The organism is Candidatus Villigracilis saccharophilus (assembly GCF_016711665.1).
Map to the genome: position 1 here is coordinate 1 of NZ_JADJSO010000054.1, position 22,161 is coordinate 22,161.

At 48.5% G+C, this 22,161-nt stretch carries 22 protein-coding genes; 2 read left to right on the forward strand and 20 right to left on the reverse strand.

Annotation, left to right across the window (positions count from 1 at the left end; all coding sequences use genetic code 11):
* Positions 1-469: 469 nt before the first annotated feature.
* The 12 genes from IPL17_RS16980 to IPL17_RS17035 form a co-directional block, all read right to left on the reverse strand.
* Positions 470-628, reverse strand: a complete 159-nt coding sequence (locus IPL17_RS16980) for an Lrp/AsnC ligand binding domain-containing protein (protein ID WP_345308272.1) — start codon at positions 626-628, stop codon at positions 470-472.
* The gene (locus IPL17_RS16985; protein ID WP_345308273.1) at positions 625-936 is read right to left on the reverse strand and encodes an AsnC family transcriptional regulator; all 312 of its coding nucleotides are present in this window, start codon (positions 934-936) and stop codon (positions 625-627) included. Before IPL17_RS16985 ends, IPL17_RS16980 begins: the two co-directional genes overlap by 4 nt.
* A 197-nt stretch (positions 937-1,133) precedes the next feature.
* Entirely contained in the window at positions 1,134-1,337 is a 204-nt protein-coding gene (locus IPL17_RS16990; protein WP_345308274.1) for a hypothetical protein, read from the reverse strand.
* Positions 1,338-1,396: 59 nt separating this feature from the next.
* Positions 1,397-2,290 (reverse strand): spermidine/putrescine ABC transporter substrate-binding protein, encoded by an 894-nt coding sequence (locus IPL17_RS16995; RefSeq protein WP_345308275.1) that lies wholly within the window; start codon positions 2,288-2,290, stop codon positions 1,397-1,399.
* A gap of 76 nt (positions 2,291-2,366) precedes the next feature.
* A complete protein-coding gene (locus tag IPL17_RS17000) occupies positions 2,367-3,263 on the reverse strand; it encodes an ABC transporter permease (RefSeq protein WP_345308276.1) in 897 nt (298 codons plus the stop codon).
* 43 nt (positions 3,264-3,306) lie between these two features.
* Positions 3,307-4,230, reverse strand: a complete 924-nt coding sequence (locus IPL17_RS17005) for an ABC transporter permease (RefSeq protein WP_345308277.1) — start codon at positions 4,228-4,230, stop codon at positions 3,307-3,309.
* 2 nt (positions 4,231-4,232) lie between these two features.
* Positions 4,233-5,348, reverse strand: a complete 1,116-nt coding sequence (locus IPL17_RS17010) for an ABC transporter ATP-binding protein (protein WP_345308269.1) — start codon at positions 5,346-5,348, stop codon at positions 4,233-4,235.
* A gap of 80 nt (positions 5,349-5,428) precedes the next feature.
* Entirely contained in the window at positions 5,429-6,790 is a 1,362-nt protein-coding gene (locus IPL17_RS17015; RefSeq protein ID WP_345308278.1) for an aminotransferase class III-fold pyridoxal phosphate-dependent enzyme, read from the reverse strand.
* Between the two features lie 9 nt (positions 6,791-6,799).
* Positions 6,800-8,332, reverse strand: a complete 1,533-nt coding sequence (locus IPL17_RS17020; RefSeq protein WP_345308279.1) for a CoA-acylating methylmalonate-semialdehyde dehydrogenase — start codon at positions 8,330-8,332, stop codon at positions 6,800-6,802.
* 63 nt (positions 8,333-8,395) lie between these two features.
* On the reverse strand, positions 8,396-9,703 hold the full coding sequence (locus tag IPL17_RS17025; RefSeq protein ID WP_345308280.1) for an aminotransferase class III-fold pyridoxal phosphate-dependent enzyme: 1,308 nt from the start codon (positions 9,701-9,703) through the stop codon (positions 8,396-8,398).
* Positions 9,704-9,789: 86 nt separating this feature from the next.
* Positions 9,790-11,088, reverse strand: a complete 1,299-nt coding sequence (gntE, locus tag IPL17_RS17030; protein WP_345308281.1) for a guanitoxin biosynthesis PLP-dependent transaminase GntE — start codon at positions 11,086-11,088, stop codon at positions 9,790-9,792.
* 42 nt (positions 11,089-11,130) lie between these two features.
* A complete protein-coding gene (locus IPL17_RS17035) occupies positions 11,131-11,628 on the reverse strand; it encodes an Lrp/AsnC family transcriptional regulator (protein ID WP_345308282.1) in 498 nt (165 codons plus the stop codon).
* A gap of 187 nt (positions 11,629-11,815) precedes the next feature.
* Here IPL17_RS17035 and IPL17_RS17040 point away from each other — a divergent pair, with 187 nt between their 5' ends.
* Together IPL17_RS17040 and IPL17_RS17045 are read left to right on the forward strand one after the other, a co-directional pair.
* Positions 11,816-13,387 (forward strand): glycoside hydrolase family 36 protein, encoded by a 1,572-nt coding sequence (locus tag IPL17_RS17040; RefSeq protein WP_345308283.1) that lies wholly within the window; start codon positions 11,816-11,818, stop codon positions 13,385-13,387.
* An 80-nt stretch (positions 13,388-13,467) separates the two neighbouring features.
* Positions 13,468-15,036: a glycoside hydrolase family 36 protein gene (locus tag IPL17_RS17045; RefSeq protein ID WP_345308284.1), complete on the forward strand. Its 1,569-nt coding sequence runs from the start codon at positions 13,468-13,470 to the stop codon at positions 15,034-15,036.
* Between the two features lie 35 nt (positions 15,037-15,071).
* Here the strand turns inward: IPL17_RS17045 and IPL17_RS17050 are convergent, their stop codons facing one another.
* The 8 genes from IPL17_RS17050 to IPL17_RS17085 form a co-directional block, all read right to left on the reverse strand.
* Positions 15,072-15,410 (reverse strand): 4a-hydroxytetrahydrobiopterin dehydratase, encoded by a 339-nt coding sequence (locus IPL17_RS17050; protein ID WP_345308285.1) that lies wholly within the window; start codon positions 15,408-15,410, stop codon positions 15,072-15,074.
* A gap of 17 nt (positions 15,411-15,427) precedes the next feature.
* Positions 15,428-15,805, reverse strand: a complete 378-nt coding sequence (locus IPL17_RS17055; RefSeq protein WP_345308286.1) for a hypothetical protein — start codon at positions 15,803-15,805, stop codon at positions 15,428-15,430.
* Position 15,806: 1 nt separating this feature from the next.
* Positions 15,807-18,299: a bifunctional transaldolase/phosoglucose isomerase gene (locus IPL17_RS17060; RefSeq protein ID WP_345308287.1), complete on the reverse strand. Its 2,493-nt coding sequence runs from the start codon at positions 18,297-18,299 to the stop codon at positions 15,807-15,809.
* Positions 18,300-18,312: 13 nt separating this feature from the next.
* A complete protein-coding gene (locus IPL17_RS17065) occupies positions 18,313-18,486 on the reverse strand; it encodes a hypothetical protein (protein ID WP_345308288.1) in 174 nt (57 codons plus the stop codon).
* Positions 18,487-18,545: 59 nt separating this feature from the next.
* Positions 18,546-19,004, reverse strand: a complete 459-nt coding sequence (gene rpiB / locus IPL17_RS17070; protein ID WP_345308289.1) for a ribose 5-phosphate isomerase B — start codon at positions 19,002-19,004, stop codon at positions 18,546-18,548.
* Positions 19,005-19,013: 9 nt separating this feature from the next.
* Positions 19,014-19,226: an Imm17 family immunity protein gene (locus IPL17_RS17075; protein WP_345308290.1), complete on the reverse strand. Its 213-nt coding sequence runs from the start codon at positions 19,224-19,226 to the stop codon at positions 19,014-19,016.
* Between the two features lie 2 nt (positions 19,227-19,228).
* Positions 19,229-21,193: a transketolase gene (tkt, locus tag IPL17_RS17080; RefSeq protein ID WP_345308291.1), complete on the reverse strand. Its 1,965-nt coding sequence runs from the start codon at positions 21,191-21,193 to the stop codon at positions 19,229-19,231.
* A 158-nt stretch (positions 21,194-21,351) separates the two neighbouring features.
* Complete coding sequence (locus tag IPL17_RS17085; protein WP_345308292.1) at positions 21,352-22,113, reverse strand: DUF429 domain-containing protein; 762 nt, start codon at positions 22,111-22,113, stop codon at positions 21,352-21,354.
* Positions 22,114-22,161: the final 48 nt, after the last annotated feature.

The window sequence follows — 22,161 nt, forward strand, 5'->3', positions numbered from 1 at the left end:
GAAGCGCTTGTTCTGTCGAGCTTCTTCTGCACTTCCCTGGCACGCTTGACGTTGTAATCGGCAAGCACCATTGCTCCATCCACGCGCGCGGCTTTGCGATCGCCGCAGTTGCTTCACCAACTCCGCCCACACCAACTAACAAGACTTTCATGACGATCCATTCTCCGGTTTGTTTTTAACCCGCGACGCCGCGTTAGATTACGATGAAAAAACTCCAGCCGCAGGACGGCGGCTGGAGCAGGGCTATGTTCAATAACGGTCACGCTGTTTGTTTTGGCTATCTGAATTAAAGGTGATCATAAGAGACATTAAAATACACCTTCACAAACGCATCCCCCACTTTTTGATGTACACGAACGAACGCTTTCATTTTATCCTTTTGATTGGCTCTGCATTTTCCTCAATGTTTGGGACGCAGACAAGTTTGTTGAAAGCTCCAGCAGACAGGGTCCGCATGGAAGCGAATTTCCTAGAAATAGATTTCCTTGACGATCTTCAAATGCATGAAAGATTCCGTATCCCGCACACCGTCCACCATCGAAAGTTTTTCGGTCATGAAACTGAGCAGTTCCGCATGGTCACGGCAGAAGACTTCGATCATGATGTCGTAGCGGCCTCTCAAGATCACCAGATAAACGACTTCCTCGAGTTCGGAAAGTTTTCAGCCACCTGCATCAATTTGCCGCCATCAGTGCGAATGCCGATCATCGCCATTTTGCGGACACCCATCATCAGCGGATTGGTGACGGCGACCACTTTGAGATATCCCAATTCGACGAGGCGGTTATATCTCTGGCGGATCATCCCTGGCGACACCTTGAGCTGATCGGCGATCTGGGCAAACGCCTCGCGGCCATCTTTTTGCAGAGCCTCGATGAGGTACAGGTCGATTGAGTCTAGGTTTTCGAGTTGATTTATGCTGATTGAGCTTTCCACACCCAAATATTATAACTATTTTGCACATTTGTCAATACATTTATGATGATTTTGAATAACATATGACATTTCTATAACTTTATTGTTTAATAAATATACCTCCAGCCAAAACATTCTGCCTACACGAAGCGTTAAAACAAAAACCCCGACAAGCATTCACTTGTCGGGGTAAATCTTTATCTTTATAAGCTTCGGGGTTAGTTTCCGCCCTTAACCTCGACCCAGATATTGTCAAATAGCGGGGTCGCCTCACCTACATCTTCAATACCGTGACCATTGGCGACTGCCTCTGCCGGAGTGTTCGTGATCGGAGAATCAGCGTATGCCTTATAGACATCGGTTGATTTGCCTTCGCATATTCCAACGCCGCCTTGTTGGGAGGTTCGTGTGTTGGAAGTCACGCAAAGTCAGCCAGAAAACATCTCCCTGCATGGTGTAATTTAACCAGGCATAGGCGGCGTCAGCGTGCGGAGCATCCCTTGAGCATGACCCAGTTATCCTGCCAGAGGATTGCGCCTTCGGTCGGATAAATATATTGGAAGGCTGGATTTTCCTGGTTTGCAATGAAGGCTTCGCCAGTCCAGACCATACCCAGATCAACGTCACCGGCGATCAAAGCGGTCTTGGGGCTGTCACTGTCAAAAGTTTTGATGCTGGGGACCAGTTCCGCAAGTTTGATTTTGGCCTGTTCAAGCTGGGCGGGATCGGTCGTGTTGGGGTCGTACCCGAGAGTTAACAAAGTCAACCCGATCACAGCGCGGGAATCATCAAGGAAGACCATCTTGCCTGCATACTCAGGCTTCCACAGATCTGCCCATGATTGAGGAACATTTTCAACGGTATCTGTATTCACAACAATGGCATCTGTGCCGGCAAGGTACGGCAATGAGTATTTATTGCCTTTATCAAAAGATTTATCCAGCCAGGATGGGTCAAAGCTGGACATATTCGGCAATTGAGCCTTGTCCAATTCCTGCAGCAACTGATTGCGGACCATCAAAGGAACAATGTAGTCCGTCGGTTGGACAAGGTCGTACGATGTGCCGCCCGCCGAAACCTTGGCGTACATTTCTTCGTTGCTGGAATATTCATCGCGGTTAAGCGTGATCCCATAAACCAACTCAAAGCATTCGAGCATATCGGGAGGGAAGTACTCCGTCCACACAAAGAGGTTTACCTGGGTGGAGGTAACTTCCATGCGCGGGGATGGTTCCGGGCAGGCGAAACCTGTGGATGTAACTTTCTCTCCGCCATCCGCGGCTTGAGTGGCGTCCCCGCCTCCCCCGCAAGCCGACAGAACCATGCTCGCCATGACAACCAACACGAGCAGTTTAAATAGATTCGATTTCTTCATTTCTTCCTCCAAGAAAAAATAAGATGTGATCTTTTGGCGCGCATTCCATGCGGAATGCGAAATACCTGAAGCAATGTTAGTGCTGTGGTTTCTGTTCCCGGTTTTGAAGGATCTGCAAAGCCATAACCGCTAAAAACACTACCAAGATCCAGACCGTGGAAAGGGCGTTGACCTGCGGAGTGATGATCCTTCTCAACAAACCGTAGACATAGATCGGCAGGGTCGTAGAGCCCGGTCCATTCGTGAAAAATGTGATCACAAAATCGTCGAGCGATAAAGTGAAAGCCAGCAGCGCGCCAGACATAACACCCGGCAGGATCATGGGAAATGTCACGCGCTTGAATGTGATCCATTCATTTGCGCCTAGATCCATGGCGGCTTCTTCGTAGGATTTATCAAATCCCTGCAAACGCGCCTGCACGACCAAGGTAACGAACGGGACCATGAACGCAATATGACTTACTGCCACAGTAGCAATTCCCATCGAGAGGCGAGCATCTCCCACAAGATTGAAAAAATTGTTTGCCCAGCCAAAAAACTGGCTGAACAAAGTCAGGATGCCGATTCCCATCACGATCTCTGGAATAACGATGGGGATATACAGTGAAAGCTGTGAGAACGGCTTCATCTTGAAGTTGTAACGCTGCAGCGCAAGCGCCGCCATGGTGCCGATCACCGTGGAAATGATGGTCGCCACGAACGCGATCGTCAGTGTATTTCCCGCTGCTTCAGCAACATCTTGATTTTTGGCAAGATCACAATACCAGTGGAATGGTCCGCACGGACTTGATTTCACAAGACTGCCATCCATGACAATGCGCTCGCTAAAGGCTGGGATAAATCCTTCAAAGGTCACATTGGTACGCGAGGCGTTGAATGAGTACAGGATCAGGCCGACGATCGGAGCGTATAAAAATATGTATACCAACACCGATGCAATGATGACAAAGGGAGAACGGCGAAATGGATTCATCCCGCGCCCTCCATATCAAATAAGATTGTAGTGTGCGGGATTATCATGCGACCACGATCTCCTCTCCAAACCCGAATTTGCGCGTATAGAAATATGTCACGATCAAGGTCATCACCATCAGGATCAACGATGCAGCCGAGCCAAAGGTCGGATCGCGCGCATCCAGGAATTGACGCTGGATCAGGTTGCCCACCAGGATCACCTGCCGTCCGCCAAGAATATCAGACACAATGAACGTTCCCATCACGGGAATGAATACCAGGATCGTCCCCGCCACCACACCCGGCATGGACAACGGCAATGTCACCCGCAGGAAGGTTTTGATCGAATTCGCGCCAAGGTCCGCAGCGGCTTCATATAACGATGTATCGATCTTTTCAAGCGAGGTATAGATCGGCAGGATCATGAATGGCAGGAATTCATAGACCATGCCCACCAGCACCGCGCCCGGGGTATACAGCATCTCAAGCGGCGTGAACGGAATATTCAACAAATTCATCACCCAACCCAGGATGAGATTGATTGCGCCCTCCTTTCGCAGCAGCATCATCCACGCGTACACCCGTATAACGAAATTTGTCCAAAGAGGGATCAACACCATGAACAAATATAAATTCCTCTGTTTCGGATGGGCGCGTGCAATAAAATACGCGAGCGGATAAGCGAGGCTGATCACAAATAATGTTGTGTTAAACGCCAAAGACAGCGACCGTCCCAGGATATTGACATATAACGGGTCAAAGCACGAAGCCTGTCCATCGGGGCAATCCGTACTATATCCGAATAGACGGGTGTAATTATCCAGGGTGAACGAATAGATCACGTTGCCATCCGGACTGCGCCTGCCAAAACTCACGATCAAAGTCAGGATCAACGGAATGATCAACAACACGAACAACCAGACCGTGGTCGGCAGCGCCAACAACGTACCTTGCGCAGATTTATTTTCGCGAAGTCGCTGAAGCATGGCTAATCCTTTTTCAAAACAAGCGTATTTTCAGGCATGAGCATCAGCCAAATTTCCTGCCCGACCGTATAGAAAGATTTCGGATCGAGTCTTGAAATACGGTTCTGCTCCCAAACCTTCAACTTCGCGCCATGCGCGTCCACAAAAACTTTCGTATCCACACCAATGTAAACTGTATTCGTCACAGTAGCGCGGAACATATTTTGTTTAAGTACATCTTTCTCGGCGATGTGGATCTTTTCAGGACGAATGCAGACGTTGACTTCCTCACCCTTGACGATACCATCCGAAATCGTCATTCCGACCAACTCAGCATTTAAGCTCGGAATGAAGACACTCGCCTCATTCCCCGAGATAGATTTGACCTTGCCTTCGAGGAAATTCGACTCCCCGATAAAATCTGCCACGAACTTGTTGGATGGACGTTCGTAAATTTCAACAGGCGTACCCATCTGCTGAACCTTACCCTTGCTCATCACTGCGATACGATCGGACATGGTCAAGGCTTCTTCCTGATCATGCGTCACATAAATAAATGTAATTCCCAACTGCTGCTGTAATGCCTTCAACTCAAGCTGCATCTCTTTGCGGAGCTTGAGATCCAACGCGCCGAGCGGCTCATCGAGCAGCAGAACATCCGGTGTCTTGACCAATGCACGGGCTAGGGCGACGCGCTGCTGCTGTCCACCGGAAAGCTGTTTGGGCTTGCGGCGATCCATGCCGGTAAGCTGGACCATATCCAAGGCACGTCCAACACGTTTCTTGATCTCTTCAGCGTTCGCGCCTTCCATCTCCAGGCCAAAGGCTAGATTTTGATAAACGGTCATGTGCTGAAAAAGCGCGTAACTCTGGAATACCGTATTGACCTTGCGTTGAAATGGAGGAGTATGCCCCATCGCCTTCCCTTCGATATAAACCTCTCCTTCGGTCGGCCACTCAAAGCCTGCCACCATGCGCAACGAGGTGGTCTTTCCGCAGCCAGAGGAACCAAGCATGGAAAAGAACTCACCGTTCTTGATCTGCATGGTGACATGGTCCACAGCGGCCATTTCATTACCTTCCGGTGTAATAAATCTTTTTACTACATCGCGCATTTCAACTGCAAATTCATTGGTCATTTATCTTCTCCTAATGCAAAGACCCGTCAGGTCTCTGCGCGTATTATTGCTTCCATAATTCGCCATTAAACCAGACAGGTCTACATGCCGTTTGCAATTTCCTTTAAGACATCGCTCAAACGATCCAGCAACGCATCCATTTGCTCCCGAGTAACGACCAGTGGAGGCTCAACACGAATTGTCTGCGCGCTCGTGAGCGTACCAGCCACGACAACATTCCGCTTGAACAACCCAGCCGCAACTTTGTAACCAATATCAGGCGTTTTAAAATGCATGCCTATTAACAAACCTTTTCCCGTTATTTTCTCATAAATTTGCGGATACTGCGTAACGAATTTTTCAAGATTTGAAATGAGATAATTCCCTTTATCCGCAGCCTGTTCCCACAACTTTTCACGCAAGGTAACGTGGATCGCGGCGATGGCAGCCGAGCAAGCCAGCGCGCCGCCGCCCGTGGTCGTGGTGTGCATGAAAGGATTAGGATACATCATAGGCTGGTAAATCGCCTCAGTGGTTGTCACCGCGCTGACAGGCATCACGCCGCCACCCAGAGACTTGGCAACCGTCAAAATATCAGGCACAACATCCCAATGTTCAACGCCCCACAACTTACCCGTGCGGCCCATGCCCGTTTGAACTTCATCCGCAATTAACAGCACTCCATATTTTTTCGTCGCCGCACGGATGCGAGGCCAGAAATCATCAGGCGGAACGATCGCGCCTGACTCACCCTGGATCGGCTCGAACATCACAGCCGCCACACCGATGCCAACCTTTTCGCATATCTCAAGCTGTTTCTCAACCGCATCCGCATCCCCAAACGGGACGTGGTACACCTGTCCCGCATACATCGCTCCCATCGGCGCGCGGTAATCAGCTTTGCCCATCAATGAAAGCGCGCCCATGGTCTTTCCATGGAACGCTCTTACACCAACAATGAACGCCGTCTTGCCTGTATATAATTTTGCGATCTTCATCGCGGCTTCATTGGCTTCAGTTCCACTTGCCGCGAACCAGCTATATTTCAGGTCACCCGGGGTGATGGTTGCCAAAAGTTTTCCAAGCACACCACGCAAAGGGTCGATCAATTCCTGCGAAGGCATCGGCGAACGATCCAACTGCGCCTTCACAGCATTGACCACATCCGGGTGACTCCAGCCCAGATCCATCATTCCATACCCGCCGAGAAAATCCAAATACTCGCGCCCAAGCACATCCTTGAACACTGCGCCAGAACCGCTCCATTCCACAGCAGCCCAGTCTCCAGCTTCGGTTACAGACTTGCGATATTCCAGCCAGTTGCGATTGTAATGTTCGGCGAAATTGAACTTTGATTCGTCAATGATCTTATGCGCTTCTTCCTGAGTCGGAAATTCATTCTTCTTGATCAGGTCAAGCCAGCGTGATGAATAATCTAATGCGTCTTCGTAATCAACTGCCATATATAATCCTCAAGTAATGCCATTGCGAGGAGCGTCTCTCTCGCGGCTAGGCGAAGAACATCGCCTCGCAATGGTAAAACTTTTAAAGTCCTGTTCTTTCGGCCAGCGCTCCACAACAACCTTTTTTTGTGTGAAGAACTCCACCGCGTCCATACCCTGCCCATGCATATCACCAAAGAAACTATCCTTCCACCCGCTAAACGGGAAGAAGGCCATCGGTGCGGCAACGCCGATATTGATTCCAATATTGCCGGCATCCGCTTCGTATCTGAAACGGCGCGCGGCGTTTCCACTGGATGTGAACAAACTGGCCTGGTTGCCGTATTGTCCGCTGTTCACTAACTGGATGGCTTCATCAATGGTATTCACGTGCATCAAACTTAATACTGGCCCGAAGATCTCTGTCCTTGCGATCTCGCTTCCAGCTTTAACATCAGAGAGGATCGTCGGTCTGACAAAGGTGCCACGCTCATAGCCTTTCACCACCGTCCCGCGCCCATCCACAGGCACACCAGCACCTTCCTTCGCGCCGAGAGCGATCAACTGCTCCACGCGCTGCTGCGAAGCGGTGTTAATGACCGGTCCCATCTGAATGCCTGCGTCAAGTCCATAGCCAACTGTTCTTGAGGCAGCCGCATCGCAGATCAACTCGGTGAATTCGTTCTTTGACTCGGCAACTGTCACAGCGAGAGAAACTGCCAGACAGCGCTGACCAGCACACCCGAAGGCTGAATCGGCGATGATCTTCGTCGCCATTTCCATATCCGCATCAGGCAAAATAATGACCGGATTCTTCGCGCCGCCTTGTGCCTGTACACGCTTACCATGAAACGCCGCGGTTGAATAAATGTATTTCGCAATATTGGTCGAACCAACGAAAGTGATCGCGCGGATGGCAGGATGTTCAAGAATGCCGTCAACGGTGTCTTTAGCGCCGTTGACCATGTTAACCACACCTTTCGGGAAACCAACCTGTTCGATAAGTTTAAAAATGAACTGCATCGTCATTGGAACTTTTTCAGATGGTTTGACAATGTAGGTGTTGCCCGCCGCGAGCGCATACGGCAAATACCAAAAGACGATCATGCCAGGGAAATTGAACGGCGCGATGGTGGCGCATACACCCACAGGCTGGCGGATCATGATCTCGTCAATGCCGGGGGCGATGTCTTCCACGAACTCGCCTTTGCTCAAGTGCGGCATGCCGCAGGCAACTTCGATGTTTTCGTAGGCGCGAACCATTTCAGCTTTCGCTTCTTCAAACGTTTTACCTGCTTCGTTGGTGATGAGCTTCGCGATCTCGTCGCCGTTTTCGCGCATGAGATTTCGCAATTTGAACAAATACTGCACACGGTCATTGACAGGTACACGCCGCCATGAAGTGTAGGCCTCGCTGGCCGCCTTTGCCGCTGCTTCCACATCCGCTTTTGTCCCGAACGGTGTCTTTGCGATAATATCCCCAGTCGCGGGATTGATCACATCAAAATATTCATTGACAGTCGGTTTTACCCATTCACCGTTTATATAGTTTAAGATTTCCATGGTTTCTCCAAAAGATGGTCAAAGGTCAAAAGTCACAAGTCTTCCGTCCTTCACCTTTTGACTTTAGACAGTCTGTTTATCCATTAACTCAGCCAATCCCTCATCGATCAACTTAAGGCCTTCATCAATTTGTTCCTTCGTGATGATCAACGGTGGCACAATGAACAGGATATTCTTGAAATTGAAAACATACACACCATTGGAAACCAGGAAGTTCTTGAGCGCGGACAAGTCCAGTGGCTCTTTTGTTTCGCGATTCTTAACCAATTCCATGGCGGTAAACAACCCGATATAACGCACATCACCAATAGAAGGGTGTTTCTTCTTCAAATCTTCGAGTTGTTCACCGAGATATTTTCCCACTGTTTTGGCATTCTCAAAAATTTTCTCTTCTTCATAGACTTGAATCGTCGCCAACGCTGTCGCGCAAGCCAGGGCATGACCGTTGTAGGTCAAACCTGCAGAGAGCATATGACTGTCAAAATATTTTGCGATATGCTCACGCACAATGACAGCGCCAAGCGGAACATAGCCAGAAGTAATTCCCTTTGCGGTGGTAATAATATCGGGCGTTACATTCCAGTTATCCACCGCGAACCATTCGCCCGTGCGCCCCCATCCGCTCATAACCTCATCAGAGATCAACAGAATTCCATACTTGTCACAGATCTCGCGCATACGCGGCCAGTATTCATCGGGCGGGACGATAAGCCCATTCGTGCCAGTCACACCTTCAAGGATGATCGCCGCGATCTGGTCTGGACCTTCATGCTGAATGACCTCTTCCACATGGCTGATACACTCACGGTGACAGGTATCCTTCGTCCAGCCGAACGGACAACGATAGCAATACGGGTCAAGGAAATGTACAACACCAGAAATGGCAGGCTCGGCAGGCAGACGGCGATAGTCACCCGTCAACGCGATCGCGCCATGTGTCGCGCCGTGATAGGAGCGATAACGCGCCAAAATTTTATGCCTGCCAGTGAATTGACGCGCGATCTTGATCGCATTCTCATTCGCTTCTGCGCCGCCCAATGCGAAAAAAGTTTTCTTTAAATCGCCCGAAGTAATCTCGGCCAGTTTTTTTCCAAGCAAACCACGCGGTTCAGTAGCCATGCCCGGCGAAACAAATGCCAATATGGCAGCTTGATCTTGAATCGCCTTGACGACCTTAGGGTGTTGATGACCAATATTCTCATTCACCAACTGTGACGCAAAGTCAAGATAACGCTTTCCATCAGCATCCCAAAAATAAACTCCCTCCGCCCTAGTAACAGGGATCGGATTCACCTGCCCTTGATTCGACCATGAAAAGAATGTGTATTCCTTATTCATATCAACGATTTCTTTGGATGTTAATTTGGTCATAGGTTCTCCATTCAGTTGACAAGTTGACAGGTTTGAAAGTTGCAAGTTAAATCTTCAAATTTTCCAACCTCCAAACCTGCAAACAATTACCTTTTTACTTCCTTCACGATCTCTGCATACACATTCAATGTTTCATCTATGTCAGCATCGGAATGTTCGTAGCACAGGAACCACGGTTCGCGGGCATCGCGATCGGGCATGACTCCGCGGGCAATGGCCTTGTCTGTTATTTCGATATACAAGTCGTGATCACTCTTTGCCCATTCACGCTGGCAGGTAACCGAGTCGATATTCAACGAGAACGAGAACATTGCAGGATAGCCCGTGAACACAGCGGGAATACTGTTCTCCTCGAAGATTTCCTTCAAGCCATCCATGAGACGCTGTCCGCGCTTTTCGATCGATTTCAAAACAGGTTTGGATTTCAATAATGACAACGTGGCATACGCGCCCGCAATGCCAGGCTTGTTATTTGTATAAGTCCCGCCTTGCGCCACGCCCTGCCCAATAATGGACATGATCTCACGCCTGCCGCCGAAGGCTGCCACAGGGTATCCATTGCCTAAGGCCTTTGCATACGTGACCAGGTCAGGTTTGATGCGGTAGTATTCCTGGGCACCGCCATTTGCAATTCTAAAACCAGTCTTCACCTCATCCAAAATAAAAACACAGCCATGCTCTTCTGTCCGCTGGCGGATGAGTTGTAAAAAGCCATCCTGCGGATTGATCGCCGCACAATTACCCTGACACGGTTCGGTAATGACTGCGGCAATTTGCTCCCCGTAAGATTTCATCACGCGCTCGAAGCCTTCAAAGTCATTGAATGGGAGTGTGATGATAAACTCTCGCATCGCTTTCGGGATGCCTGATGAAGCTGGGACAGCGATCGGGCTGCGGCGATTTCCATACGTCTCCACAGGCGCGTACGTTGACCAAAGAGCATGGTCGTGCATACCGTGATAATTACCTTCAAATTTGAGAATCAGATCACGCCCGGTATAAGCCCGCGCGACCCGGATGGCGTGCATGGTCGCTTCAGTACCTGAACAGGCCATACGCACCATGTCAATCGCAGGAGACATCTCAATGATCATCTCAGCCACGGCAACTTCAAGTTCGCCAGTCATCGCGAACAAGACTCCACGCTGGATCTCTTCTATGACTTTCGAATCAACTTCCGGATATGAATGGCCAAGAATGATCGGTCCAAATGCCATACGATAATCGATATATTTTTTTCCATCCACATCCCATAAATATCCGCCCCTTGCTTTTTCCACGTAAGGCGTGATCCCGTCACCCCAAAAGCGAAAATTTGAATTCACACCCAAGGGCAAAGCTTTCTGCGCTCGCGTCTGCAATGCCTGCGTTTTTGGACCAAACATAAATTCTCCTTTGACACCCAGCTTTTTACCAGATTACAAAAACTAAATGACGGTTTTCCCTTCAGTGATCTCTTTTGCAATCCATTCTGGAACCCGCCACTGATAGACATCCTTGATGATTATTGGAACAATGGATGTGGTGGTCTTGCGAACCCCTGGCACTTTACGTATTACTTCGGTTACAAAGTAATAGATTTCCGCCGTATCTTTTGCAACGATCTGTATACTGATATCGTTTTGACCAATGCCGCAGGCAACATAAGTAACATTCTCAAAGGCGGCTATTTTTCTGGCTACTTCAAGAATGAGATCAGACTCCACTTCAAGCCAAACGTCCGCCTTGACAGTCAGACCCAGCGCTTCAGGGCTGATCACCGCACAGACTTGAATGACCTTGTCTTTGATCATGCGGTCAATCCGATAGCGGATTGACCGCTCGGAAACATCCGCCATGCGACGAGATATCTCTGAAGCGGACATACGACCATCTTCAAGCAGTAAATTTACAATTTTTATATCTATTTTGTCGAATTCATACATAATACATCCAATTTTATTCCGAATACTACATAAACAATATACCTTACAGTCTTTTAATCGTCAAGAGAGATGAAATAACTAAAAAATACTCAAATATTAGTGCTATCTATCCAATCGCAACTATTTCGAGTATTATGCTCGCGCTTTATATTCGACAAAGCAATCACATCCATTCCGAGATATCAATATGACATATATTCATCTTAGTGAAATTCAGTCTCGATCAAAAATAATAACAGCCAGGGAATTGACAATCCAATTTGATGAAAAACCGGTGAAATATTATCGTCACGGCTGGCAGTCATGGTCACTGGCAGCATGGACAGATCCAACGCCAATCCCTGTGCAGATGCCCGCTATCTTTCACCCTCTTCAAGTGGATGCGCAACATGTGTACAAAAAATATCTAAACGGTTCATGGCTGGGCGCGGTGGAGTTCGCAGACGGAAACATTCTTCTGCTCGGCGCACTCGCCACAGATGCGCATGTGCATCTTATCGAGAATCAATTATCGGGGCATGGCGAAGCGGGCGAAATCGAGTGGTTCATTGCATATGGGCAGGAAAATCTCGTCTTTGCAGAATACGCCCAACAATTGGGAAATCGTCTTGCGCCTCATGGAAATACAATAAAAAGCAGCGCGCCGCGCGTCTGGTGCTCGTGGTACAGCCTGTATTATGAAATTGATGAACCAATCCTGCACAAAGTTTTTAATGAACTCGGCGACATGCCTTTTGACGTGCTGCAAATTGACGACGGCTGGCAGGTGGATGTCGGGGACTGGGAGGTGAACAAAAAATTTCCATCCGGCATGATCGCTTTGGCAGACAAAATCAAGTCCACTGGGCGACGCGCAGGCTTGTGGCTCGCGCCTTTAATCGCAACCAAATCATCAAAGCTTTTCCGAGAACACAATGATTGGTTTTTACGTGACGAGACAGGGCGGCTGGTCTCTGCTGGATTCAATTGGGGCGAACGATTGTACGCGCTGGACACGACACATCCTGCCGTGACCTTATGGTTGTCAGCGCTCATGAAACAGGTGCGTGCCTGGGGTTTTGACTACCTCAAATTAGATTTTCTCTACGCGGGCGCACTGAAAGGGAAACGTTATAAAGACATGCCGCGTGAAGCCGCGTATCGTGAAAGCCTGGGCGTGATGCGTAAAGCAATGGGCGCGGATGCATTCTTCCTGACCTGCGGCACACCCATAATCCCTGCAATAGGATTATGCGACGCGATCCGCATCGGGCCTGACGTTTCATATTTTTGGGAAGCATATCGTGATGCACACCTGCTTTATAACCCGACCATTCCAGGAACAAGGAACGCCATTCGTACCACCCTCCATCGTTTATGGCTAAAACCCTTATTACACATTGATCCAGATGTTGCTTATTTTGAATCAAAGGAAAATCAATTATCACATGATGAGAGAATTCTCTTGCGAGACCTTGTACAGATTTGTGAGTTCAAAGCAACCTCAGATCTGCCACAATGGCTGTCAAAGGGCGAGTTTGAAGAATTACGTTCCTTTCTAGATATGAAGCCAATAATTAAACAAACAGAGCGCTACATCTTCCACATTGATGGCCGTAGAGTGGACTTCACATCTGCGGTATCCCTTCCCAAAGTTCCCAAAGGGTTGACCGCTTTATGGGGTAAATGCGTGGGCTGGCTGGGAGACAGGTATTTTATTTTGCGATTGTATAAGGTATTGAACCTTGGAAAGTTACGGAAGAGAAGATCAAATTTATAATACGGTTCCGTTTCGCACTTTCAGCATGACGCATCCAGGCAAAAAGCCGCATTTCAAACTTAATTGGTATAAATATATTCATGAAAAACATTCATTTTTCCGACATTCAAGCAAATTCAAAAATCATAAAAGCCAAGGAAATACAAGTTGGACTGCCCTCAACACCCGTGAAATATTATCGGCATGGCTGGCAGTCATGGTCGCTGGCGGCATGGACAGATGTCGCCGGCGCCTTCCCCATGCAGAAACCCATTTCCTTTCATCCTTACCAGACAGACGCCGTCTATGCGCGCGAGTCCAATCCACATGGATCCTGGCTTGGCGCTGTTGAATATGAGGATGGGAATATTCTACTGGTTGGCGCACTTGCTACAGATACACATGTGTTTCTCTTGAAGGATCAGCTCGTGGGACGAAGCGAAGCGGGCGAAGTTGAATGGTTCATCGCATACGGAAATGAGACTCGGGTTTTCGATGAATATGTCAAACAGCTTGGCATCCGCTTTGGCGTGACGGCTAAAACACATGTACCGCGTGTCTGGTGTTCGTGGTACAGCCTTTATATGGAGATCAATGAAGGTGTCCTTCATCAAATTTTTGATCTGCTCGGCGACCTGCCTTTTGATGTAATTCAAGTGGATGACGGCTGGCAAAAAAATATTGGTGATTGGCAGGCAAACGAAAAGTTTCCATCCGGCATGGCTTCACTTGCAGAAAAGATCAAATCCACAGGGCGGCGGGCAGGATTATGGCTTGCACCATTACTCGTTTCAAAATCGTCGCAACTTTTCAAAGAACACAGTAATTGGCTTTTGAGGAATGACGGAGGCGCTCTGGTATCAGCTGGATACAATTATTGGGGAAATGATTTATACGCGCTCGATGTTACACACCCTGACGTAATCGTGTGGCTGACCAGCCTAATGAAACAGGTCCGTGCTTGGGGTTTTGACTACATTAAATTAGATTTCCTTTATGCCGGAGCGATGAAAGGGGTGCGGTATGTCGATATGCCGCGCGAAGCCGCCTACCGTGAAAGCCTGCGTGTAATGCGCGAAGCAATGGGCACGGACGCATTCCTCCTAACTTGCGGCACCCCAATCCTGCCCGCGCTTGGTTTTAGTGACGCCATTCGCATCGGACCAGACGTTTCACATGAGTGGGAAAACCACCTTTACGAACATCTTCTACAGAACTTCTCCTCTCCGGGTACAAGGAACGCGATTAGAACAGTTGTAAACCGCCTTTGGCTAAAACCGCTTCTTCATATCGACCCGGATGTAGAATATTTTGTTTCCAGGGAGAACACACTGGAAGAAGAGCATAAAAAACAATTGCAAGACCTTGCCCTAATCTGCAATTTCAAAGCCACATCCGATCTACCACAATGGATGACGGACGGGGAACGCGAACAATTACGCAGTTTTCTATTAAGCGAGCCTGATGTTTCAAAAATTAGCAGGTACCAATACAAAATCGATGGGCGAATCGTGGATTTTTCATCAAGCGTGGAACTGGTTAAGCCGCCTAAAGGATTTAACGCGCTGCTAGGTGTAATCATGGGCTGGGCAGGGAATGTAAAATTGTTCATCCGGATTACACTAAGTTTGGATAATGCCGCCAAGAAAAAGCGGGCTTCGAGGATATAGGATAAACAGAAACGACCCTGGCGGGTCGTTTCTGTTTATCCTAATAATTCTTCAGTTTTCGCTGCCATAATGAAATCATTTCTGTGCAGGCCTTTGATCTTATGCGTCCACCACTGAACGGTGACCCTGCCCCACTCGGTGATGATGAGCGGATGATGTCCCTGCTCTTCGGCGATCACGCCGATCTTATTGGTGAACTCAAGCGCATCAACAAAATTCTTGAACTTGAAAACTTTCTCAAGCCGAATAACGTCAACCACTTTTGCAACTTTCCAGCCAATCACATGCAACAGCAAATCTTCAATTTCGACGTCGGTCAATGTCGGCTCGCCGCCGCGACAGGCTACACATTGTCCAGCCGCTAGGTTTATCATGTTTACACTTCCTTCGTTTAAAATACAGGTAAAAGATGGATCACGCCGCCGATAAAAAATAATACAGCCATGCCGTTTGAAACTTTATGTTTTAACCCAAAAAATATAACCTGCTCAACTGCCCGCATAAACCAAAATATCGAAAATGCGATTAATAATGTCTGTCCCAGTTTGGTCCCGATCAATTCAGATTGAAATCCGAACAAAACATAAGCCATGACCAGAAACACATAAGTCAATCGTAAATTCAGGATTTGCATAACCGAGCGGTTGACTTGAGTCAATGAAGCAAGGTCTTCCTTCCATCTGAAAATCTTCCAAAAGAGAAGGTGAAAGACAACAAATCCCAAATTGTAAACGCCGCCAATTGTCAGTATTAATTTTGGTTCAAGCATTTTATAGTATCGTCAACTTCTCTAAATCCTTCACAGAATCTAATTTCACACGCAATACTCGTCTGCCGGCCGCGATCAAGGCTTCGTAATCACCCAGCGCCTGCGCGCGAATCAACGTGCCGAAGGTCATGCCTTGCGTTGGGATTTCGAAATCATTCGCGGCATCATATACAACCTGAACGAACAAGCCTTTGTTGGGGCCGCCCTTGTGGAACTGCCCCGTGGAATGCTGGAAGCGCGGGCCAAAGCCAGCAGACACGGCACACCTTGTCTTTTCACGAATCGCAACCCGCAAGGCCTGCAACGCATCCACGGTTTCTTGATTACGCGGGATGTAAGCATTGATCGTGAAGAACTCTCCCGCCTGCGCGGCAGAAATAAATTTATCCAACATGGGTTTTAGATCGTTGAGATTCACCAAATCCACATCAGCGAGTTTGCCAGTTTTTTGATAATCAGTGATCTTCGCAATCGTCCGCAGCTTACTGTCTTGCACATCAGGCTGGTCAAAAGCGTTGATCTCAAGAATGTGACACATGACCGAAACCGCGATCTCCCAGCGGAAAAATTCCGCGCCCACATCATACGGGCTCATGAATGGGAATTCGATCACAGGGAAGCCAGCATTCTTCAAAGCAGTCACACCAGCATCCAACTCGCCGTTATTTCGCAGATAAACAAACAAGCGGTCAGCGCCGTACATTTCAGGAGCGGCAAGCGGCTCAAGCGGAACTGGGAGCATTCCCTTGCCATGTTTGCCGCTGGACTCAGCGATGACCTGCTCGATCCAACCTGCAAACGCGGACACAGGCGCATCACTCAAAACTGTGAGCTTGTCTCTGCCTGCGAGAGCAGACTCAGCGAGTAGAGCGCCGAGCGCAAAGCCAGCGCTGCGATTATCTCTTGAGACCTTCTGAATCTTTTCGGCAGACTTCAACAATCTTTCAATGTCCATGCCAAGCAATGCCGCAGGGACAAGACCAAAATCGGTCAACGCGGAGAAACGTCCGCCCACCATTGGGTCAGCGTTGAATACTTTTCTGAATCCGCGGTCTTTTGCAAGCTTCTCAAGCGATGAACCTGCATCAGTTGTGACGACAAAGCGCGAGCCGTTGCCTTTGCTCAATTCCCAGAAATAATCAAAGGCCGCGAGCAACTCAGCGGTGCCGCCTGATTTACTGGCGAGAATATACAAAGATTTTTCTGGCGGATAATTTTTAGCGGCCAGCGCAACCTGTTCTGGATCCGTTGAGTCAAGAATGGCGAGACTTAACTTCGCTTCGATGTTTGCGGCGGCCAGCAATGAACTCAAGACTTCAGCGGTCAAGGATGATCCGCCCATGCCGATCACGAGGACTCGGTCAATGCCTTCATCGTGGATCTCTTTTGCGAAGGATAAATATCCATCAAGGCGCGTGCGCGCATCTTCGATGGAATTCAGCCAGCCGAGTCGAATCTTGACTTCGGCCTGACCTGCAGGGTCGCTCGCCCACAGCGTGGGGTCGTGCGCCCAAACTCGGGCGGCGACAGAAGAATCCATCAGCGTGGATAAACGCCTGGCCACAGAATCAGCCAAAGGATTAATGGAAGAAACGGCGCTCTTCCTTCTATCATCCACTACATCCAGCAAGACCTTGAACGCATCCGCAAAAGACTTGACGCCTTCCTCTTCCAATTCTTGCGTCACTTGCTTCATGGAAATGCCAAGCGCTTCGAGTTCTGCAATTTGTGCTTTTGATTCATCCAGTCCGCGCGTGATGGTGATGGCGGCATTGCCGTGATCGCGGAAGGCATCGAGCGTGGCGGGCGGAACGGTGTTGACAGTATCGGGGCCGATGAGATTATCGACATAAACGGTATCGGAGTACGCGGGATTCTTCGTGCCCGTCGAAGCCCAAAGCGGACGCTGAACGCGGGCGCTGAAACGAGCCTTGAGCGTGGCGAAACGCGCAGAAGTAAAAGTTTCTTCAAAGGCATGATAGGCAAGTTTTGCATTTGCAATCGCGGCCTTGCCAAGCAGGTTTGAATCTTTAGAAAGTTTCGGATCGATCTTTGTATCCACGCGCGAAACAAAAAATGACGCCACAGAAGCGATCATATTGATCGACTCATTTGCAGCAACGCGGTCTTCAAGACCTGAGAGATAGGCATCCATCACTTCGGCATAACGTTCGAGCGAAAAGATGAGCGTGACGTTGACATTGATTCCCGCCGCGATGGTTTGACGAATGGCGGGAATGCCTGCCTTGGTCGCAGGGATTTTCACCATCAGGTTCGGGCGGTTGACGCGCTCCCAAAGTTCCTTTGCCTGTTTGGCGGTTGCTTCGGTTTCATTCGCAAGATACGGGCTGACTTCAAGGCTGACATATCCATCGCCGCCTTTGGTTTCATCATACAACGGGCGGAACAGATCACAGGCTTCCTGAATATCTTCAATGGCAAGATGCCAGAAAATCTTTTCCGCATCCCAGCCTGACCATGCCAGCGGAATCAACGCGGCATCGTAATCATTTGTCTTTGCAATCGCGTTTTGGAAAAATGGTCGGGTTGGATGTCACACCGCGAATATCTCCGCGCTCGATCATGGCTTTGAGTTCGCCGTTTTCCAGAAGTTTTCTTTGAATGTTGTCATACCAAAGAGATTGGCCAAGACTTGTTAATTTTTTAATTGAATCTGACATTATAAAAACAGCTCCTTTAGAAATAAGTGCGTAAATGGTAATTGGTAAATTACCATTTACTAATTACCCACTTCCATCTTCTTAATTTTGTTTACCCGTTTAGCAAATCTTTCGCCGCCCTGATCATTGCCAAGATATTTTGCATTTAAAAATGCGGGAATTAAAACTTTAACCAACTCAGGTCCGATCACGCGCCCGCCAAGACAGAGCACATTCATCGCATCATGCTCAACACCCTGCGCGGCAGAATATGTATCGTGGCAGATCGAAGCGTAGATTCCTTTCATTTTATTTGCCGCGATCGCCGCGCCAATGCCAGAGCCGCAAATTAAAATTCCACGCTCGGCTTCATTGCTTTGGATCTTCTCTCCCACTTTTTTGGTAAAGTCGGGAAAATCCACCGCATCCGCGCTAAATGTGCCAACATCGATTACTTCGTGACCAGCGGCCTGCACGGATTCGATCACAATTTCTTTAAGCGGGAATCCGCCGTGGTCACAACCAACTGCAATTTTCATTTTTCCTCATCATTCAAGCCAGTAAATCCCAAACATTCTTGCAACACCCATCGCCATCAGAAAAAGACCAATGACAATATATATCGTGCGCGCGATCATGTCACCGAATAAAAGATTCAACAGCTTGCCAGAATGTGTCACAATGCGCCAATTCAAAGCAGCGCCAACAACCGCCAGCAGTCCGATTACAACCAAAACAAGGCCAAGTGTTGTATCGGTCATTTTTAAAGAGACTTTGCCTTCGCAACTACATTCTCAACCGTGAAGCCAAATTTTTCAAAGATGATCTTCGCGGGAGCGGATGCACCATAATGCTCAATGCTGATAACGGACTGCGCGTATCGTTCCCAGCCGATGCCTGCTCCAGCTTCGACGGCGAGTCTCTTCTGAATATTTTTCGGCAATACCGACTCGCGATAAGCATCATCCTGTTTCTCGAACAATTCCCAACTTGGGAAGGAAACCACGCGCACACCTTTGCCTTCATCAGCAAGTTTTTGCGCAGATTCGAGGATAAGACCAACTTCCGAACCAGATGCCATTAAGATAATTTCAGGAGTTCCAAAATCTTTTACGATGTATGCGCCTTTTTCAACCTGCGGAGTTGTATCCATGGTCGGTACATTTTGCCGCGTAAGCGCAAGAACTGTCGGCCCGTTGCGGCGTTCAATGGCGACCTTCCACGCCTGGGCAGTTTCGTTTGCGTCAGCAGGGCGAATGACCACCAGATTTGGAATAATGCGCAGAGAGGTCAACTGCTCGATCGGCTGATGTGTAGGGCCATCTTCACCAAGCCCAACGCTGTCATGGGTAAAAATAAAAATGGAAGGATAATGCGACAACGCCGCGAGACGAATGGTAGCCCGCATATAATCTGCAAAGACAAGGAATGTAGCGCCATACGGAATCACGCCGCCAAAGACAGACATCCCATTTACAACGGAGCCCATCGCATGCTCGCGCACGCCAAAGTGGAAGTTACGTCCCTGATAAGAATCTTTTTGAAAAGCAGGGCTTCCATCGATTTTTGTATTGTTCGAGGGAGCGAGATCCGCAGAGCCGCCAATGAGTTCTGGAAGTGTCGGCGCAATTGCGTTGATGGTCTTCCCTGAAGCCACACGCGTTCCCATTCCTTTCGCATCCACAGGGAAAGTCGGCAAGGTGGATTCCCAATCTTTGGGCAATTCGCCGTTCAAACGCCGCTGCAACTCTGTGCCTAAAGTTGGAAACAGTCTCATGAATCCGTCGAAACGCGTTTTCCAGTCGAATTCGAGTTCACGGCCACGATCCACGGCTTTCCGATAAAACTCAAGCACATCATCAGGGATAAAGAAGCGCGGTTCTTTGGGCCAGCCAAGATTATCCTTCGCAGCATTAAGTTCATCATCACCAAGCGGCTCGCCATGCGCTTTGGAGGTACCCTGTCGATTCGGCGCACCGAATCCGATCATGGTGCGGCACATAATAATGGACGGGCGCGGATCAGACTTGGCTTCCTGAATTAGTTTATCCATCACTTCCACATCGTTGCCATCTTCCACCATCAAGACCTGCCAGCCATAAGAGCGGAATCGCGCGGCGCGGTCTTCGGTGAACGCCAGGTCTGTCGAGCCATCAATGGAAATATGATTGTCATCGTACAGATAGATCAATCGTCCAAGTGATAAATGTCCCGCCAGTGACGCGGCTTCTGAAGTCACACCTTCCATCAGGTCGCCATCTGTAACAATGGCATAAATGAACGGGTCAATGATCTCATGTCCGCGCTGATTGAAAGTGGCTGCAAGATGCGAAGCGGCAATTGCCATGCCGACTCCATTCGCAAAGCCCTGTCCCAACGGACCGGTGGTGACTTCCACACCGGGCGTTACTCCGTATTCAGGATGACCCGGGGTAATGCTTCCCCATTGACGGAAGTTCTTGAGATCGTCAAGCGAAACGTCATATCCGGTGACATGAAGCAGGGAATATAGCAGCATTGAACCATGTCCGCCGGACAGGATGAAACGGTCACGCCCCGCCCATTTGGGGTTGCGGGGGTTGTGGCGCAGGTGGCGCGTCCAGATGGTATATGCCATTGCGGCGGTACCCATTGGCAGTCCGGGATGACCCGAGTTGGCTTTCTGCACACCATCCGCAGATAAAAATCGAAGTGTATTGATCGCACGAGTTTGAAGATCAGTTGACATAATTGTCCTTATGAAAAAAATTTTTTATTTATTTTACCAAACGGTGATTTGAAAATCTTGAGAGCGAAGAACACAGTTTTCACAACTCGATCCATGGTATTAGTCGGAAATTAATTTACAAAGTTATGCTTTTGACAGCTTGGGCACATAAGAGTTTGCTAATACTTCTCTTTCAGTTCCCTCTCGGGCAATACAATCTTTCCTTCTTTGGCATCCCCGACCATGACAACGCTCCCCACTTTACTCACTGCATACCAGGCAGTATAGGCAGCGACAAGGGCATCGAGTTGATCTGGAGAATATAAAAGCTCCATTGGCCAAACACCTTTAATGATCTTGTAGCGGGTTACTTCTTCAAAAAAATCCATCGGATCTTTGATGCGAACACCATGCTCATGCAGAAGCAAATGTCTCTGCAAACGGCCTTCCAATGAATTTCTTGCCAAAGGGACCTGACCTGCCAATATGGAAAAACTCGCTTGCGAATTCGTCTCCATTATTTGACATGCAGAATCCGTTTCGGGATATTTTGCAAATTTCATCTTTTCAAGTTTGAGATACAACTCAAAACCAGCTCGAATCCAAGAGGGACACAATTGCGGATTTGCAGGAGTCTTTATAACATGTATTCCCCGCTCGCGTAATTCGTATTCAGCGAGGCGCATATCTGCACGACGAAATTGAACTTGGGCAAGTTTTATATTTTTCTTATTCGCATGCACAATCCCCCGATTTACGTTTGAAGGCGCGTTAACCGCCACAACTGCATTACTCTGCCCGCCAAGAAACGTGGTGACGTCATCCATTTTACAATCTGTGAGCGCAATAAGGTTCAAATTGCGATCCAAGGCTGCATAGGAGATGGATTTTCTGCCTGCAGATAGATCAACACCAATGAAGGATGATTCAGTAGGAAGCATGTAATATCGCCATTTTATGAAATAAAATCAATTTTACACCCCATTTCA